Annotated in this window: 15 protein-coding genes and 1 riboswitch; of the genes, 6 read left to right on the top strand and 9 right to left on the bottom strand. The window is 60.5% G+C overall.

Going from position 1 to position 15,771, the window contains the following annotated elements:
- The first annotated feature begins 282 nt into the window (after window positions 1-282).
- On the top strand, window positions 283-774 hold the full coding sequence (locus tag AACT07_RS17260; RefSeq protein WP_069529138.1) for an RNA recognition motif domain-containing protein: 492 nt from the start codon (window positions 283-285) through the stop codon (window positions 772-774).
- 7 nt (window positions 775-781) lie between these two features.
- Here the strand turns inward: AACT07_RS17260 and murI are convergent, their stop codons facing one another.
- The 3 genes from murI to nhaR form a co-directional block, all read right to left on the bottom strand.
- Complete coding sequence (murI, locus tag AACT07_RS17255; protein WP_069529136.1) at window positions 782-1,585, bottom strand: glutamate racemase; 804 nt, start codon at window positions 1,583-1,585, stop codon at window positions 782-784.
- Between the two features lie 108 nt (window positions 1,586-1,693).
- Window positions 1,694-3,559 (bottom strand): TonB-dependent receptor domain-containing protein, encoded by a 1,866-nt coding sequence (locus tag AACT07_RS17250; protein ID WP_069529134.1) that lies wholly within the window; start codon window positions 3,557-3,559, stop codon window positions 1,694-1,696.
- Window positions 3,560-3,611: 52 nt separating this feature from the next.
- Window positions 3,612-3,789, bottom strand: a riboswitch (cobalamin riboswitch).
- Window positions 3,790-3,824: 35 nt separating this feature from the next.
- On the bottom strand, window positions 3,825-4,727 hold the full coding sequence (nhaR, locus tag AACT07_RS17245; RefSeq protein ID WP_069529133.1) for a transcriptional activator NhaR: 903 nt from the start codon (window positions 4,725-4,727) through the stop codon (window positions 3,825-3,827).
- A 109-nt stretch (window positions 4,728-4,836) separates the two neighbouring features.
- Between nhaR and AACT07_RS17240 the strand changes: the two genes are divergently transcribed.
- From AACT07_RS17240 to AACT07_RS17225, 4 genes are all read left to right on the top strand, one after another.
- The gene (locus AACT07_RS17240) at window positions 4,837-5,763 is read left to right on the top strand and encodes a sodium-dependent bicarbonate transport family permease (protein ID WP_069529132.1); all 927 of its coding nucleotides are present in this window, start codon (window positions 4,837-4,839) and stop codon (window positions 5,761-5,763) included.
- Window positions 5,764-5,767: 4 nt separating this feature from the next.
- Window positions 5,768-6,070 (top strand): P-II family nitrogen regulator, encoded by a 303-nt coding sequence (locus AACT07_RS17235; RefSeq protein ID WP_005321666.1) that lies wholly within the window; start codon window positions 5,768-5,770, stop codon window positions 6,068-6,070.
- Between the two features lie 63 nt (window positions 6,071-6,133).
- Window positions 6,134-6,643, top strand: a complete 510-nt coding sequence (gene purE / locus AACT07_RS17230; protein WP_069529130.1) for a 5-(carboxyamino)imidazole ribonucleotide mutase — start codon at window positions 6,134-6,136, stop codon at window positions 6,641-6,643.
- Entirely contained in the window at window positions 6,640-7,764 is a 1,125-nt protein-coding gene (locus tag AACT07_RS17225) for a 5-(carboxyamino)imidazole ribonucleotide synthase (protein WP_069529128.1), read from the top strand. Before purE ends, AACT07_RS17225 begins: the two co-directional genes overlap by 4 nt.
- Before the next feature lie 73 nt (window positions 7,765-7,837).
- Here AACT07_RS17225 and AACT07_RS17220 read toward each other — a convergent pair whose 3' ends face one another.
- The 6 genes from AACT07_RS17220 to fabV all read right to left on the bottom strand — a co-directional run bounded on the left by AACT07_RS17220 (window position 7,838) and on the right by fabV (window position 14,822).
- Window positions 7,838-9,028 (bottom strand): L-lactate MFS transporter, encoded by a 1,191-nt coding sequence (locus AACT07_RS17220; protein ID WP_005339218.1) that lies wholly within the window; start codon window positions 9,026-9,028, stop codon window positions 7,838-7,840.
- 109 nt (window positions 9,029-9,137) lie between these two features.
- Window positions 9,138-9,881, bottom strand: a complete 744-nt coding sequence (locus AACT07_RS17215; protein WP_069529127.1) for a LytR/AlgR family response regulator transcription factor — start codon at window positions 9,879-9,881, stop codon at window positions 9,138-9,140.
- A gap of 46 nt (window positions 9,882-9,927) precedes the next feature.
- Window positions 9,928-11,601 carry a sensor histidine kinase gene (locus tag AACT07_RS17210; protein WP_069529125.1) on the bottom strand — a complete coding sequence of 558 codons (1,674 nt, stop codon included), beginning with the start codon at window positions 11,599-11,601 and terminating at the stop codon, window positions 9,928-9,930.
- A gap of 81 nt (window positions 11,602-11,682) precedes the next feature.
- The gene (locus AACT07_RS17205; protein WP_083250002.1) at window positions 11,683-12,867 is read right to left on the bottom strand and encodes an NAD(P)/FAD-dependent oxidoreductase; all 1,185 of its coding nucleotides are present in this window, start codon (window positions 12,865-12,867) and stop codon (window positions 11,683-11,685) included.
- A gap of 150 nt (window positions 12,868-13,017) precedes the next feature.
- Window positions 13,018-13,542: a non-heme ferritin gene (ftnA, locus tag AACT07_RS17200; protein WP_005339225.1), complete on the bottom strand. Its 525-nt coding sequence runs from the start codon at window positions 13,540-13,542 to the stop codon at window positions 13,018-13,020.
- A 92-nt stretch (window positions 13,543-13,634) separates the two neighbouring features.
- Window positions 13,635-14,822, bottom strand: coding sequence for an enoyl-ACP reductase FabV (fabV, locus tag AACT07_RS17195; RefSeq protein WP_069529122.1), 1,188 nt, complete (start codon window positions 14,820-14,822; stop codon window positions 13,635-13,637).
- A 401-nt stretch (window positions 14,823-15,223) separates the two neighbouring features.
- Between fabV and AACT07_RS17190 the strand changes: the two genes are divergently transcribed.
- Window positions 15,224-15,661 carry a universal stress protein gene (locus tag AACT07_RS17190; protein ID WP_005339229.1) on the top strand — a complete coding sequence of 146 codons (438 nt, stop codon included), beginning with the start codon at window positions 15,224-15,226 and terminating at the stop codon, window positions 15,659-15,661.
- The last annotated feature ends 110 nt before the right edge of the window (window positions 15,662-15,771 follow it).

Raw genomic sequence — 15,771 nt, 5'->3', positions numbered from 1 at the left:
CTGCGATGACAAGACTTTTTTTGAAGAAAATCACGAAAATTTCAAATTATTCAATTAGAAACAGCTTATTCAGTGTATATATACAATGTTATCCACAATCCGGTTATTTCACTCCCATTTTAGCGTCATTTATGTCGCCTTTAGTGACCTTGGGAATGCCATACTGGAGCCGATAACCTCTCCCGAGTGGTCCATGGTAGCGCCAATCAGGAAAGCTGGTTACCATGGAGGTGAATATAGTGTTGCACCTTTTTTGCTTTCATTTACAAAAGGTCTTTTAAGATGAATTTATCCAAGTTTCCCGTATATATGCAGGCCGCAATCCTTGCTCTGGTATTGGCAGTGGTTGGCTACCTGGTTGCCCAGGCCCTGCAGTTCTCTTTGAAAGCGGAAGTGATTTTTGCTGCAGGTCTGGCCATCGGCGGTTTCGTGGTACCGCTGTTCCTGAAGCGAACCCCGGCTAATATCGCCGAGTCGATCGCCAATCAGGAGACTTGCACCTTATATGTAGGCAACCTGCCCTATCGCGCCAATGAGATCGCAGTGCGCGAATTGTTTGCCGAACAGGGCCAGGTAATTTCCGTGCGGTTGATGAAAGACAAGGCAACCGGCAAGCGCAGAGGTTTCGGTTTCGTGGAGATGCCCGCCGCCGATGCCGCCAAAGCGATTGCCGCTTTGAATGATAAAGAGTATCAGCAGCGCACCCTCAAGGTGCGTGAAGCAAATGACAAACGTGATAAAGAGGAAAGAGAAGGTAGCGAAGCTGACGCCTAACCGCTCGTCAGTACTTCACCTCTTCCAGTGATGACAGCCCCCATGCTTGCAAGGGGGCTGTCAGTTTTTGAGCCTCCCCATCCAGCCGGGTACAGTAAGCCCTGGCAATTACCTCTTCTATATGTACAGGCTGCACGATGGCATGCCCGCCATTGTTCAGCAACCAGGCCACCCGTTTGGCAACGGCACTGCCCGAGTCAATAAGCTGACATTGCGGCATCAGTTGCCCAATCTCTTCATTGAGTAGCGGGAAGTGAGTGCAACCAAGCACCAGCGTATCCGGCTTCTCTTCCCCTTCCAGCCAGTCGGCCAATACCTCGCGCAGCAGCGCCATATTGACCGGTAGGCCCGCCAGCTTGTGTTCGGCTTCTATGACCAGCTCGGTGGTGCCCTTGAGCAGCACCTGCTTGCCGGGGGCAAACTGGGCGATCAGTTCGTGGGTATAGTGGCGACTCACCGTGCCCGGCGTAGCCAGCAAACCGATGCAACCATTGCGAGTCTGGGCTGCGGCGGGCTTGATGGCCGGCACCACCCCCACAACGGGAATATCCAGCGCCTCACGCAAGGCCGGCAGCGCTATGGTGCTGGCCGTGTTGCAGGCAATCACCACCAGATCGATCTGATGACGGGCCACCATGGTGGTAACCAATCGGGTGCAGGCAGCAATCAGGGCGGGCTCGCTCAATTCACCATAGGGGAAGTTGGCATTGTCGAAGCAGTAGAAATAGTTGTGTGCCGGCAGAACGCGACGGATCTCGCGGTAGATGGTCAGGCCACCCATACCGGAATCAAACACGAGAATATTGGCCACTTGAGCTCCCCTTTGGTGCAAGGCGGCGATCATACTCCCGCCTGCCGCCAATAGAAAAGGCCCTGCCAATGGCAGGGCCCCTGATTTTTCCGCGTGGCCGGGTCCGGCTTAGAGTGAGTAATCCATCGTCACGTAGTAAGCGCGCTCATCGGCCGGATAACCCACCGCAGTCTGATACTCCTTATCCAGCAGGTTGTTGATCTTGCCAGATACCTTGAGCGCCGGGGTGACCTTGTAGCCAACCGCCAGATTCCAGAGGCTGTAACCACCCAGTTCGGTGGTATTGGCCACATTGCCATAGCGCTCCCCCTGATAGATCCAGCTCAACGAGCCGTCAAACTGCTGCCACTGCGCCTGCGTAATCCACTTGGCCCCTTTGCGGGAGATCAGCTGCAACTGTTTATCGGTCACCTTGTCTTTGGGATCCTTGTACTCGGCAGAGACCCGATGACTCAACCAGCCGGTATCAAACTCCCCTTCCAGCTCGACCCCTTCAATGCGCGCCTTGCCAACGTTTTGTGGTGATGACCCACCATTACCATTAGGGGCCCACTGGATCATCTGCTCGAAATCATTGCGATAACCGGTCATACGCCACTCGACACCCGCAGTTTGACCGTCAAGCATCAGCTCGCTGCTCTTCGACTCTTCCGGCTTCAGGTTGGGATTGCCAGAACCCGGATAGTAGAGATCGTTAAAGGTCGGGGCGCGGAAACCGGTACCGTAACGGGCACTCAGGCGGTAATCCTCCGCAAAGCGCCAGCCAGCACCGGTCTGCCAGGTATTGTGGCGGCCATACTGTTCGTTGTCATCGCTACGGCCGCTCAGCTCACCCTGCCATATCTGGTTGTCAAACTGGGCCAGGGCATAGAGGCCGGTGTTGTCGCGCTCTTTGGCGTCGACCGGATACGTGGAGCCGGAGGAGCGGGAGCGATCATCCAGTCGATCACTCTGCCAATCGGCCCCGCCTCCCAGCGTCCAGCTCTCGTTCAATCTCAAGCTGTTGACCCAGTTCAGACTGTACTGGCGGGTGTAGGTCCGGGTATTGGCCTGATCGCGGCCACTGTTGTCCTGATAGTCGTACGCATCCTGTTTGGAGAAGGCGCCACGCAACTCACTCAGATAGCGATCATCGTGATAGCGCGACCCCAGCTGATAGCTCTGGTTTTCAGTCCAGGTCTCGTTGCGCTGATGGGTGGCAGGCCCCCAGGCGGAAGCCGCAGAAGAGCGGTCGTACTGGGCGACATTGCGGAACCAGCGGGTTGTACCGAACAGATCCCAATTGCTGCCGAGCGCCTGCTGGTAGTCCAGCATGGCGTTGTAGCCCTGATGCCCGTGACGGTCACCATCGTTGATGCCGGGCAAGGGGTGTACGTTGTAACCCTCTTCATCATCAAAGCCGCCAGCCACCTTGAGCTGACCCGCCTCACCTACTTGGCTGGCACTACTGAAAGCGGCCTGACGCTGTTGATGGGAACCAGCACCGATATTGAACTTGTGCTGATTTGTCCCCTTGTCGGGACGGGTAATGATGTTGATCACCCCGCCGATGGCATCAGAACCATAAATGGTGGCGCGTGGGCCACGAATGTATTCAATGCGCTCCACCTGATTGAGTGGCAGATTGTTCAGTTCGGTCATCCCGGCGGTCAAAGAGGCACTGCGCACCCCATCCACCAGCACCAGCGTCTGAGAAGAGGTGCCACCACGCACCCGCAGCGAGCTGAGCTGGCCTCGGCCACCATTGCTGACCACTTCCACACCGGGCAGGGTCTTGACCACATCGGTCACGGTCTGGGCTTGCAGGCGATCGATCTCGTCCCGGGTCACCACATTGACCGGGGCAAGCACGCTGGAAGCAGGTTGGGCGACGCGGGTAGCGGTCACCACCATGGTGGGATTGACGGGAATGGTCAGCTGCTGAGCAAACGCCGCCGTCGGCAACAGGGCAGCCGCCAGAAATTTCTTCGACATGAGAGATCCTTAAGTTCGCGTAAGTATCTACTTCGTGGCCGGTTTCTCTCGGCCCGAAATACGAACTCTGGCAGGTCTTCGGGCTCGGGGGCTGATAGCCTACGGCGACGGCTTCCCGCCTGACGGCAGTGCCCTGATGTCGCTTCGTTCCCCCTTACCGCTGCGCGCCAGCTCCGGATTCTCACCGGATTCCCTATTAAGCATGATGCGCCAAAGCGGGAGGATTATAGGCAGAGCAAAGCTGGATGTATAGCCATCCAGATTTCTATTTGTTGCCCACCAGCGCCGCCAGCCGCTGCTGGGCCCCCTCCATCACCGCCTGTACCCCGGGATGGGAGAGATGGCGACCGGCAGAGACCAGATAGTAAGAGAGGGTGACGTCGGTGAGGGTCGCAATCCGCTCCACTCCGTAGAGACGGCCAATCTCGTCGGCCATCGCCAGCGGCGCCGGGAAGATCCCCATCCCCGCCTTGCCGAACGACTTCATCAGGGTGGAGTCATCAAACTGCCCCACCAGATGGGGATGAATGCCCTGCTGGCGATACCACTCCAGCAGCCGATCGTGGGTGGCAGACTTCTCTCCGGGGATCAGCAACGGCAGCCCCTCCAGCGAGGCGGGAAAGCCGTCCCGCGCCCGCGCCGCCAGCTCCGGGCTGGCAAAGAGGGCCAGCGGGCTGCGCCCCAGCTCGTGGTTGTAGCCACGCACGCCGCTGTCGGGAGGGAGCGGGCGATCGATCAGCACCATGTCGAGCTTGTGGCGGGCCAGCTCGCTGAACAGTTGCTCGGCCCGCTCCTCGTGACACACCAGCCGCAGCGGCGTCGCCAGCGCCATGGCGGGAGCCAGCAGCTCGAACGCCAGGGTGCGGGGTACCGAATCGGCGATCCCCACCTGCATGGTCAGCTCCTGACTAGCGTGGCGCAGGGTGTGCTCCAGCTCGGCGCCGAGCGAGAAAATCGCCCCCGCCTGCTCCTGCGCCTGCCGTCCGGCAGCGGTCAGCACCAGACGCCGCCCCACCCGGTTGAACAGCGCCACTCCGAGGGACTGCTCCAGCTCTGCAACCTGACCGCTGATGGTCTGCGGCGTGAGATGCAGCTGTTCGGCGGCCTGTGTCACGCTGCCGCTGCGTGCCACATGCCAGAAGTAGTAGAGCTGTTTGTAGTTGAGCATGCCGTTCCCTATCAGTTTTTACCGAACAACCATCAGCGAGAATCTGATTTTATCGAAACATTGCGGGCTCTAGCATGCAACCATTATCTGAACTGCCCTGCGAACCATCATGCTGGACGTTGTTGTACTCTTCTTTCTGTTTGGTCTGCTGGCCGGTCTGGTGCGCTCCGAGCTCAAACTGCATCCTGCCCTCTACGACACCCTCTCTCTCTTTCTGCTGCTGGCCATCGGCCTCAAGGGCGGCGTCGGTCTGGCCCAGCAATCCCTGCAACCCCTGCTGCCGCAACTGGCGCTGGTGATCCTGCTCGGCGTGGTGCAGACCCTGCTCGGCTTTGCCGTACTGCGCCTCAAGATGAACCGGGTCGATGCCGCCGCCACCGCCGCCCACTATGGCTCGGTCAGCGTCGCCACCTTTGCGGTCGGGGTGAACTGGCTCACCGAACGGGGCATCAGCTTTGAATCCCAGCTCTCCATCTTCCTCGCGGTGATGGAGATCCCCGCCATTCTGGTGGGCATAGTGCTCGCCCGCGGCATCAGTCGCGAGACCCGCTGGCGCATGCTGGCCCACGAGACCTTCCTCGGCAAAGGGGTAACCCTGCTGCTGGGCGGCATGGCCATCGGCTATCTGGCCGGGCCGGACGGAATTGCTCCTCTCAAGCCGCTGTTTGTCGACCTGTTCAAGGGGGCGCTGGCGCTGTTCCTGCTGGAGATGGGCCTGATCGTCGCCCGTCAGTGTCAGGATCTGCGCCGCCACGGCCTGTTCCTGCTCGGCTTCGCCCTGTTGATGCCGCTCGCTTCAGCGGGACTGGGGCTGGCAGCTGGCCAGCTGATGGGGCTCTCCCTCGGCGGCCTGACCCTGCTGGCTACCCTGGCGGCCAGCGCCTCTTATATTGCCGTGCCGGCTACCATGCGCATCGCCGTGCCTCAGGCCAACCCGGGGCTGTCCCTCAGCGCTGTGCTGGGGGTCACCTTCCCGTTCAACATCATGCTGGGGATCCCGCTCTACCACAGCTGGGCCCGCCACTTCACGGAGTAGCCACATGCAGACCGAGACCCGCACACTGCTGACCGTCATCACGGAAGCCAATCTGGAACCTACCCTGCTGCGCACCCTCACCCGCGAGGGGCTGCGCGGCTACACCATCACAGATGCCCGCGGCCGGGGGGATCATGGCGAGCGCAACGCCAGCTGGAGCGAGAGCGGCAACATCCGGCTGGAGGCGATCTGCAGCCGGGAGCAGGCGGAGCGGCTGCTGGCCCACCTGCAGAGTCGCTACTACCCCGATTACGCCATGATAGCCTTTCTGCAACCGGTCGAAATCGTGCGACCCGAGAAATTCTGAGCCGGCTTGCCGGCTCTTTTTGCTTACCAAAAGAAAACGTTTAACAGCAAGGAACCAACACACATGAACACCCCTCCGCTGATCGGCCTGATAATGGGCTCCGACTCCGACTGGCCCGTGCTGCAGGCCGCCGCCCGCATCCTCAAGGAGCACGGCGTGCCCTACGAGGCGCAGGTAGTCTCGGCCCATCGCACCCCGGATCTGCTGTTCGAGTATGCCGCCACAGCCCGCGAGCGCGGACTACGGGCCATCATCGCCGGGGCCGGTGGCGCTGCCCATCTGCCGGGCATGGTCGCCGCCAAGACCACTCTTCCGGTGCTGGGGGTGCCCATCCCATCACGCCATCTCAAGGGGATGGACTCGCTACTCTCTATCGTGCAGATGCCCAAAGGGGTACCGGTCGCCACCTTCGCCATCGGCGAGGCGGGGGCCGCCAACGCCGCCCTGTTCGCGGTATCTCTGCTCTCCGTTGCACAAGACGGCAACGCCCCCCGCTACCGGCAGCAGCTCGACGACTTTCGCACCCGCGAGCGCGACCGGGTGCTGGCCCTCACGCTGGAGGAGCCGACATGATCCTGCCTCCCGCCACCCTCGGAATGCTGGGGGGCGGCCAGCTTGGCCGCTACTTCGTGATGGCCGCCCACCGCCTTGGCTACAAGGTAGTAGTACTGGATCCCAACCCGGCCAGCATCGCCGGTGTCGCCGCCGATCACCATATTGTCGCCCCCTATGACGACACCGCAGCCCTGCACGAACTGGCCAGCCGCTGCGAGGCCATCAGCTGCGAGTTCGAGAACGTGCCCGCCACCACCCTCGCGCTGCTCGAAAAACAAAAACCGGTACGCCCGGCCGCCAGCGCGGTGCGCATCTGTCAGGATCGCCGCGAGGAGAAAGTCTTTCTGCACGGAGCCAACATCCCGATCGCCCCCTATCTGGCGCTACTGCCGGAAGAGCCCATCCCCGCACAGGCCAGCGAACTCTTGCCCGCCATTCTCAAGACGGCCCGCGAAGGGTACGACGGCAAGGGACAGTGGCAGGTGAGTAATCTGGATGAGCTGGCGACGGCGCTGGCAGCTAGTGGCGTGCCCTGCGTGCTGGAACAACGGCTGGCGCTGGAGGGGGAGTTTGCCCTGACCCTGGCCCGCAGTCCGAGCGGCGCCATCAGCGCCCTGCCACTGGTGCAGAACTGGCACAGCGGCGGCATCCTCGATCAGACTCGCTCCCCGGCCAATGTGCCGGTGCTGGAGAGCGAAGCCAAAGGAATCGCTGAGCGACTGATCGCGGCCCTCGATTACGTCGGGGTGCTGACGGTGGAGTTCTTTCTGGTGGAGGGGCGACTGCTGGTCAACGAGCTGGCACCACGCCCCCACAACTCGGGCCATCCCAGCCTCGACAATGCCGCATGCAGCCAGTTCGAGTTGCAGGTGCGGGCCCTGTGCAATCTGCCGCTGCCAGAGCAGATCGCCGTGCGCCCCGCCCTGTTAATCAACCTGCTGGGGGATCTCTGGCAAAACGGCACCCCCGACTGGGCCGCCCTGCTGGCGCTGCCCGGCCTGCATCTGCACCTCTATGGCAAGGGCGAACCCCGCCCCGGCCGCAAGATGGGCCATATCACGGTAACCGGTGACGACTGGCCAATGGTGGAGGAGAGCTGCCGTCAGGCCCGCCAGCTGCTGGGGTTGCCGCCGCGCTGATCGACCATCGGAAATGCAAAGACCCGGGCATGGCCCGGGTCTCTGTTTTTGCTTGCTGTGGCAGGGAGGCTTATCAGGCCCGCTCCACCGCTACCGGTGCCGGCAGGCGGATGGTGAGGGAGAGCACCAGCGCCACCACCAGCAATACCAGGATCAGGTGGAAGGTCGCCATAAAGCCGCCAAACAGGGAGGCCACGATGGAGCCGATGATGCTGCCCAGACCAAAGCCCAGATAAATGACACCGTAGTTCTTGGTCAGGTTGTTGAGACCGAAGAAGTCGCTCACCAGCGAGGGGTAGACGGTGATGGTGCCGCCGAAACTGAAGGCCACACAGGCAACCGCCACGAAGAACAGATTGGCGTTGAGCGGTACAAACAGCAGCAGCGCCATGCCCGCCAGGGTAATCAGCTGGGCGATGGTGATGACCCGGATGCGGGACATCTTGTCGGAGAGGATACCCAGCACCAGACGGCCACCCAGGTTGGCCATGGCGATGATGGCGACGGCATTGGCGGCGACTACAGCAGGCAGACCCACCATCTTCTCGCCGATATCCTTGGCCACGCCGATAACGTAGAGGCCGCTCATGCAGGCGGTGAGGAACATCAGCGCCAGCATCCAGTACTGCGGCTTGCGCATCGCCTCGGCCAGAGTGAAGTCACGACTCTCGCTCTGCTGCACGGAAGCGGCCTGCTTGGGTGCATCCTTCATCAGCATGCCGCCCACCAGCACCATGGACATGGCGATCAGCCCCCACAGCTGGAAGGTGGTCTCAAGGCCGGAGCTGGAGAGCAGCAGCAGGTTGATATATTTGAAACCGAGACTGCCGAGACCATAGGCCCCGATGGAGCAGGCGGAGATGAGCCCCTTGCGCTCCGGGAACCACTTCACGCAGTTGGAGAGGGTCATCAGGTAGCCGGTACCGTCGGCAAAACCGACCAGAATGCCCGCGCAGAGGTAGAGCATCGCCAGATTGCTGGCATGGGCAGTGAGGAAGAAACCGATGCCGAGCAGCACACCGGCACCCAGGGTCACGTTACGCACCCCGAACCGCTCCTGCAGCTTGCCCGCCATGGAGGAGGCGACTGCCAGCGACAGGCTGAGCAGGCCGAAAGCGAAAGCGACCTGACTCACCGGCTCGTCCAGCTTGTCGGAGAGCTGGGCGTTGAACAGGCTCCAGGTGTAGACAGAACCCAGTGCAAACTGGGTGATGATGGTACCGATCAGTGTCAGGTACCGGGTGCGATTCAGATCGATGGTCATGATGCGTCTCGGTCGATGGCCTTAAGGAAATTGAGGCCACTATAGGCAAGACGCAGTTCGCGCCGATCGATTAAGGCATGAAATGCAGATCGGCGGGAATGAATGACAATCAGAGCCGCATCAGCTGACGGAACGCCTTGATGTTGCTGCGACTGACCGGCACCTCGAACGGCAGATCATGGAGCCGGATGAGATAGGTGCTGTTAAACCAGGGGACTATTTCGCGGATCTTGTTGATGTTGACGCAGTAGGAGCGGTGGCAACGGAAGAACCCCTCGGCAGGCAGCCGGCTGACAAACTCGCTGATGGTCATGGTCATCACGTAGCAATCATCGCGGGTGTAGACATAGGTGAGCTTCTCGTCGGCCTCGGCGTAGTAGATCTGCTCGCAGGGGGTGACGATGATGCGCTCCCCCTTCACCAGATTGACGGTGCGATTGTGGGGGCTGCTCCCCTCACCGCTCGCCTCCCCCGTGGTGGCTGGCTGCGACTTGCCCGCATGCTCTAGCTTTTGCAACAGATTGATGATGCGGGGCTCATTGTAGGGCTTGAGGATGTAGTCGAACGCCTCCAGCTCGAACGCTTCCACCGCAAACTCCTTGTAGGCGGTGACGAAGACAATGTGGGGCGGATGGCTCGACTTGTGCAGGTTCTTGGCCAGCAGCAGGCCATCGATGGAGGGGATCTGGATATCCAGAAACACCACATCCACCTCGTGATCCTGCAGGTATTTGAACGCCTCCAGCCCATCTTCGAAGCTCGCCACTATCTCGATCTGGCTGTGCTGCCCCACCAGATAGGCCAGCTCTTCACGGGCCAGATACTCGTCTTCCACAATGATCGCTTTCAGCATGACAACACCTCTCGCGGCACACACTTATCCTCAACCATGATGGCTCTCAGCATGGCATCGACTCCTGATCCGGCAGATAGAAACTCACCTCGGTACCCGGCTCCAGCCGCTTGAGATGCAGGCCATCGCCATAGAGCAACTTGACCCGCTGATGCACGTTCATCAGGCCGATGCTGCGGCTCTCCACCCGACCGGCGGCCACCCCGTCGATCACCGCCTGACTGATGCCGTAGCCGGTGTCCCGCACCGCTACCCGGATGCCGCCCGCCAGCTGCTTCACCTCGATGGTGACCCGACCCGGCGCGCTGCGGGGCTGGATGCCGTGCAGGATGGCGTTTTCCACCAGCGGCTGCAACAGCAGGCTCGGCACCTGAATGTGCACATCGTCCACCTCGAACACCACCTCCAGCTTGTCGCCGAAGCGAGCCTGCTCGATGGCCACGTAGTCGCGCACCTGCTGCAGCTCCTCCTGAATGTCGATGAGTTCATCCCCCTTGTTGAGGTTGTAGCGCAGGTAGTCCGCCAGATTGGCGATCAGCTGGCGCGCCTGCTGGGGCCGGATGCGGATCAGCGACGAGATGGCGTTGAGGGCATTGAACAGGAAGTGCGGGTTGATCTTGCTCTGCAGCGCGGTGAATTCCGCCTTGCGGGTCATCTCCTTGAGCTGCTCGATGCGCGACACCTCCATCTGGGTGGAGATGAGCTGGGAGAGGCCCACCGCCATCTCCCGCAGGGAACTGGTGATGCTGTGGGTACGGCGATAGTAGATCTTGAGGGTGCCGCTCACCGAGCCGTTTTCCCGCAGCGGAATAATGATGACCGAGTGGAAATCGGAGAGGTGATACTGGCGCAAATCGTTGTTGATGATGATCTGGTCGAGCAGCACCGCCTGCTGGGTCATGCCGCTGATGGCGTGGTGCTCATCCAGCTCGTAATAGTCCTTGCCCACCCCGACATAGGCCAGCACGTCATGGGTATCTGTGATGGCCACCGCATCGGCGCTGATGTCGCGCCGGATCACATCGCACACCTGACTGAGGGAGTGGCGATCGATGTTCTGGAAGAAGGGCAGCGTCTTGTTGGCGATATCGAGCGCCAGCTTGGCCTGCTTGGCGGCAATCAGCTCCTTCTCGTCATCCAGATCCTGCACCAGCTTGATGATGAGGCCGATGCAGAGCGCCCCGGCGATCATCGGATAGGCGATATGGTTGACGATCTCCACCCCCACCTCATGCGGCTCGGTCAGCAGCCAGATCAGCAGCATGGTCAGCCCTTCGCAGAGCATCCCCGCCAAAATGCCGTAGAGCCAGAGCCGTGACTTGCGGCAGCGCAGATGCAGCCAGGTAGCCAGCAGACCGGCGATGATGCTGGCGATGAGGCACGGGATCGAGGTGTGGCCATCCATGTCGATGAGGTAGCGGTGCAGCCCCGAGATGACCCCGGCCGGAATGCCAACCCAGGGGCCGAACAGGATGCCACCGGAGATGATGGCAATGATCCGCACGTTGATCAGCGCCCCCTCCACCGGAATGCCGGTGTAGGTACTGAACACCGCAAACAAGCAGAAGATGGAGGCCACCAGCACCAGCTCTGCCGGGGTGTGATCCCGCTTCTGGAACAGCCGCTGGAACGGCCGGGTGCGGGTCAGGAAGAAGAGGGTCATCAGCATCAGCGCCGCCCGTTCGAACACCGCCAACAACATCATCTGATTCTCAAGCATCTGCGCCCCCTTGCGGCAACCCGACCGATCACCATAACCCTGACCAATAAATCGGGGCCGGATAAACCAGCCCCTGTGACATCAACAGTACTGACCGGCCACCCAGCCGGAGGACCAGGCCCACTGGAAGTTGTAGCCACCCAGCCAGCCGGTCACATCCACCACTTCGCCGATGAAGTAGAGGCCCGGTACCTTGCGCGCTTCCATGGTCTTGGAGGAGAGCTCGTTGGTATCGACGCCGCCCAGGGTCACTTCGGCGGTGCGATACCCCTCGGTGCCGTTGGGCAGGATCTGCCAGTCACCCAGCAGGTTGGCGATCGCCTCAAGTTCCCGCTCGTTGTATTGGCGCATCGGCTTGCTGACCAGCTGACCCAGCTCCACCAGCTTGTCGACGAAGCGCTTGGGCAGCTCGCGCCCCAGCACGGTTTTCAGCTCCTGCGCGGGGTGTGCCTGCGCCCACTCACGCAGGGCGGCCGGAATATCCAGCTCCGGCAGCAGGTTGATGTGGATCTTCTCGCCGGCATGCCAGTAGGAGGAGATCTGCAGGATGACGGGGCCGGAGAGGCCGCGGTGGGTGAACAGCATCGCCTCCTTGAAGCGGGTGCAATCCTCGGCGGTCACCGCCACCGGCAGGCTGATGCCCGCCAGATCGGCGAACGCCTCTTTCTCTGCCTGATGGAGGGTAAAGGGCACCAGACCGGCGCGGGTCGGCAGCACCTTGAGGCCGAACTGCTCCGCCAGCTTAAATCCATAAGGGGTCGCGCCCAGCTTGGGCATGGAGAGACCGCCGGTCGCCACCACCAGCGAGTGACAGCCGATCTCACCCTTGCTGGTGGTCAGCACAAAACCCTCATCCTGTTTGCTGACAGTGAGGATCTCGGTCTGGAACTGCAGGGTCACCCCGGCCCAGTCACACTCGGTGAGCAGCACATCGACGATATCCTTGGCACTCTCGAGGCAGAACAGCTGCCCCAGGGTGCGCTCGTGATAGTTGACCCCGTGGCGATCCACCAGATCGATGAAATCCTGCTGGGTGTAGCGGGCCAGCGCCGACTTGCTGAAGTGGGGATTCTCCGACAGGTAGGCGTGAGCGCCAGCCTGATGGTTGGTGAAGTTGCAGCGGCCACCGCCACTGATGAGGATCTTGCGGCCCGGCTTCTTGGCGTTGTCGAGCACCAGCACGGAGCGGCCACGGTAGCCCGCCTGCGCTGCACACATCAATCCGGCCGCACCGGCCCCGATCACCACCACATCGACCTGCTTCATCATCACTCACTTATCAAAATAGAAACGGCACTTGGCCAGAACCGAGATTGCCTCTGGCGGAACACAGCCATAGTGGCTGCACACCAGAATAAATAACGGCCCTTAAAAGGGCCGTTATTGTACTGGCTGAACACTAAGTGTCCACGACTATCAGGCGTTGCTGTCCATGATGCTGGCAGGGGCGCCCTTGGCCAGTTCGGCCAGCTCCTTGTCGATGAAGTAGAGGCCTTTGCCATCTTCACCCACCAGACCCAGACGGTCGACGATGCTCTTGAACAGCTTCTCCTCTTCATGCTGCTCAGCCACATACCACTGCAGGAAGTTGAAGGTGGAGTAGTCCTGAGTGGTGAAGGCTACGTGGGCCAGACCATTGATGCACTTGGTGATGTGATACTCGTGCTCCAGAGTGGTGCGGAACACGTCGCCCAGCGACTTGAACTCGTGGGGAGGGGCATCGATGGCACCCAGCTTGGGCATGGCGCCGGTCTCGCTCACATAGGTGAACAGACGCTCCATGTGCTGGCGCTCCTCGACCGCGTGCTGACGCAGGAAGGTCGCCGCCCCCTCAAAGCCCTTGTCTTCGCACCAGGCGCTCATCTGCAGATAGAGATTGGAGGAGTAGAACTCCAGGTTAATCTGCTCGTTCAACTTCTCGATCATGGCTTGGGCCAGCATCTTGTTTCTCCTCAGTGATTTGGTATCGATTGTCGCCACACTCCCGTCACGAATCAACCCGCCAACGAGAGGGAGATCCCGTTTCTTTCAGCTCAGGGGGTCAGCTCCCCAAGGGAGGCGACATCCACCGGCGCAGCATAATCGACGCCCGGCAGCTCGAAGCCGTTGAGCTGCATGAAATCCTGCCGCAGCCCGGCAAAGTCCCCCAGCGCGTGGAAATTCTCCGGCGTCACCTTGGGCCAGAGCGCCGAAACGGCAGCCTGAATGGCCGAGTCGAGCTCGTGATCATCCATCCGGATCAGCCGGTTGCCATCGGCCACCACCCCATTGGGCCCGTACATCTTGGCGGCAAACAGTCGCTGCATCTGCTCGATGCAGCCTTCGTGCACACCGCGCTCCTTCATAACCCCCATCAGCAGGCCGAGATAAACCGGCAGCACCGGAATATAGGCGCTCGCCTTGGTCACCAGCGCCTTGCAGACCGACACCCAGGCGTGGCCACCGATCTCGGCCAGCTGCAGGTTGATGGTCTCGGCGGTGGCGTGCAGATGCTCCTTGGCATAACCGATGGTGCCATCCCGATAGAGGGGATAGGTGGATTCGGGGCCGATATAGGAGTAGGCGACGGTCTGCGCGCCGGGAGCGAGACAATCGGCCTGCTGCAACGCCTGCATCCAGAGCTGCCAATCCTCGCCCCCCATCACGGTGACGGTGTCGCGGATCTCCTCCGGCGTGGCAGGTGCCAGCGACTGCTGCACCAAGGTATCGCGCTCCAGATCCAACCCCCAACCGCTGAATGGTTGGCCGGTGGTCTTGAGCACCGAGCGCACTTGCGTGCCGTCGGGCAGCACCCGGATGCCGCTCGCGAGCGAGTAGATCACCAGATCCACCTGCCCCAGCTGCTGGCGGATGGTGTCGATGGCCTGCTGGCGCATGCCATCGGAGAAGGCATCACCAATCAGATTGATGGCGATACGCCCCTCTTGCTCCGCCGCGTTGCGAAACCAGATGTTGTTGTACCAGCCGGCGCTACCCAATCCTTTGTCGGAGGGGCCACGCTCGAAGGAGATGCCAATGGTGTCGGCACCGGCACCGAAGGCAAGCGCAATGCGCGACGCCAGTCCGAACCCGGAGGAGGCACCCAGCACCAGCACCCGCTTGGGGCCGTTGAACGGGCCAGCAGCCTTGATGCGTTCGATCTGCTGCTGCACGGCGGCGCGACAGCCGATGGGGTGACAGTTGCGGGCAACACAACCTTGAATCTGCGGATGAATGATCATGGGAAGGCCTCCAAAGAAACTGGCTACAGCATAACCAAATCGAAGGAGATTAACTTGATGCCGGATCGCTATCAGTCAGAAAAGCGGCAAGAAATGAGGCAGAAAAACAAAAGGGAGCACGTGGCTCCCCAAAGCGGTATTCAGATGCTTTTTGTTGTTTTGTGTTCATTGCGAAGCACGGGCCCATCCTATGCCTCTCCCCCCTGATCGGCAAGCCGAGGGGTGTGACCGGCGTCAAACTCTTGTTTAATTTATAGGCAAATAGTGGTTAATAACTGAGTGGCTGACCCTGTGTCACACGTCATTAAACTCATTTAAATCCCAAAACTGTGCCTGAGGCACCATTTTAGTTTCAGCAGAGATTGGTATAGTGGGCTGAAGGATCGGTAAGGAGAACCCCCATGAGTGGAACAACCTATTACAAGCATATTCTGGCTGCGATCGACCTCTCTGAAGACAACCGCAAGGTGATCGACAAGGCGGTGGACAGAGCCCGCTCCAACGGCGCCAAGCTGTCGGTTATCCATGTCGATGTGGACCTCAAGGATCTCTACACCGAGATGATCGATATCGACATCGACAACGTGCAGGATCAGGTGATCGCCGAAGCGAAAGAGAAGCTGGAGGCCTTCCTCGCCTCGGTGGACTATCCCATCGAGAAGAAGCTGGTGATCTGCGGCGATCTGAGCGAGCGAGTCAATCAGGCGGTCAAGGAGTACGAGATCGACCTGCTGGTATGCGGCCATCGCCAGAGCTTCTGGAGCCTGCTCACCTCGAGCGCCCGTCAGCTGATGAATACGGTGCCCTGCGATCTGCTGGTCGTCCCCTTGCAGAAGTAATGAAACCGGCGTAGTTTGATTTGCTATGAATATGACCGCATTCAATCACAACTACTGGTGGTGCTGCTCCTAAACAGGCGGCACCGCGTTTCTATTGTAAATTTCCCAAA

Source organism: Aeromonas sp. ANP5, assembly GCF_963870295.1.
GTDB lineage: Bacteria > Pseudomonadota > Gammaproteobacteria > Enterobacterales > Aeromonadaceae > Aeromonas > Aeromonas veronii.
Note: the sequence above shows the minus strand (reverse complement) of the source record. Positions and strands in the feature narration are given on the sequence as shown.

Bases quoted from the DNA above. Each gene is read 5' to 3' on its own strand.
- AACT07_RS17260 (WP_069529138.1), top strand. From the start codon at position 283: ATGAATTTATCCAAGTTTCCCGTATATATGCAGGCCGCAATCCTTGCT.
- AACT07_RS17250 (WP_069529134.1), bottom strand. From the start codon at position 3,559: ATGTCGAAGAAATTTCTGGCGGCTGCCCTGTTGCCGACGGCGGCGTTT.
- nhaR (WP_069529133.1), bottom strand. From the start codon at position 4,727: ATGCTCAACTACAAACAGCTCTACTACTTCTGGCATGTGGCACGCAGC.
- AACT07_RS17240 (WP_069529132.1), top strand. From the start codon at position 4,837: ATGCTGGACGTTGTTGTACTCTTCTTTCTGTTTGGTCTGCTGGCCGGT.
- AACT07_RS17235 (WP_005321666.1), top strand. From the start codon at position 5,768: ATGCAGACCGAGACCCGCACACTGCTGACCGTCATCACGGAAGCCAAT.
- purE (WP_069529130.1), top strand. From the start codon at position 6,134: ATGAACACCCCTCCGCTGATCGGCCTGATAATGGGCTCCGACTCCGAC.
- AACT07_RS17225 (WP_069529128.1), top strand. From the start codon at position 6,640: ATGATCCTGCCTCCCGCCACCCTCGGAATGCTGGGGGGCGGCCAGCTT.
- AACT07_RS17220 (WP_005339218.1), bottom strand. From the start codon at position 9,028: ATGACCATCGATCTGAATCGCACCCGGTACCTGACACTGATCGGTACC.
- AACT07_RS17215 (WP_069529127.1), bottom strand. From the start codon at position 9,881: ATGCTGAAAGCGATCATTGTGGAAGACGAGTATCTGGCCCGTGAAGAG.
- AACT07_RS17210 (WP_069529125.1), bottom strand. From the start codon at position 11,601: ATGCTTGAGAATCAGATGATGTTGTTGGCGGTGTTCGAACGGGCGGCG.
- AACT07_RS17205 (WP_083250002.1), bottom strand. From the start codon at position 12,867: ATGAAGCAGGTCGATGTGGTGGTGATCGGGGCCGGTGCGGCCGGATTG.
- ftnA (WP_005339225.1), bottom strand. From the start codon at position 13,542: ATGCTGGCCCAAGCCATGATCGAGAAGTTGAACGAGCAGATTAACCTG.
- fabV (WP_069529122.1), bottom strand. From the start codon at position 14,822: ATGATCATTCATCCGCAGATTCAAGGTTGTGTTGCCCGCAACTGTCAC.
- AACT07_RS17190 (WP_005339229.1), top strand. From the start codon at position 15,224: ATGAGTGGAACAACCTATTACAAGCATATTCTGGCTGCGATCGACCTC.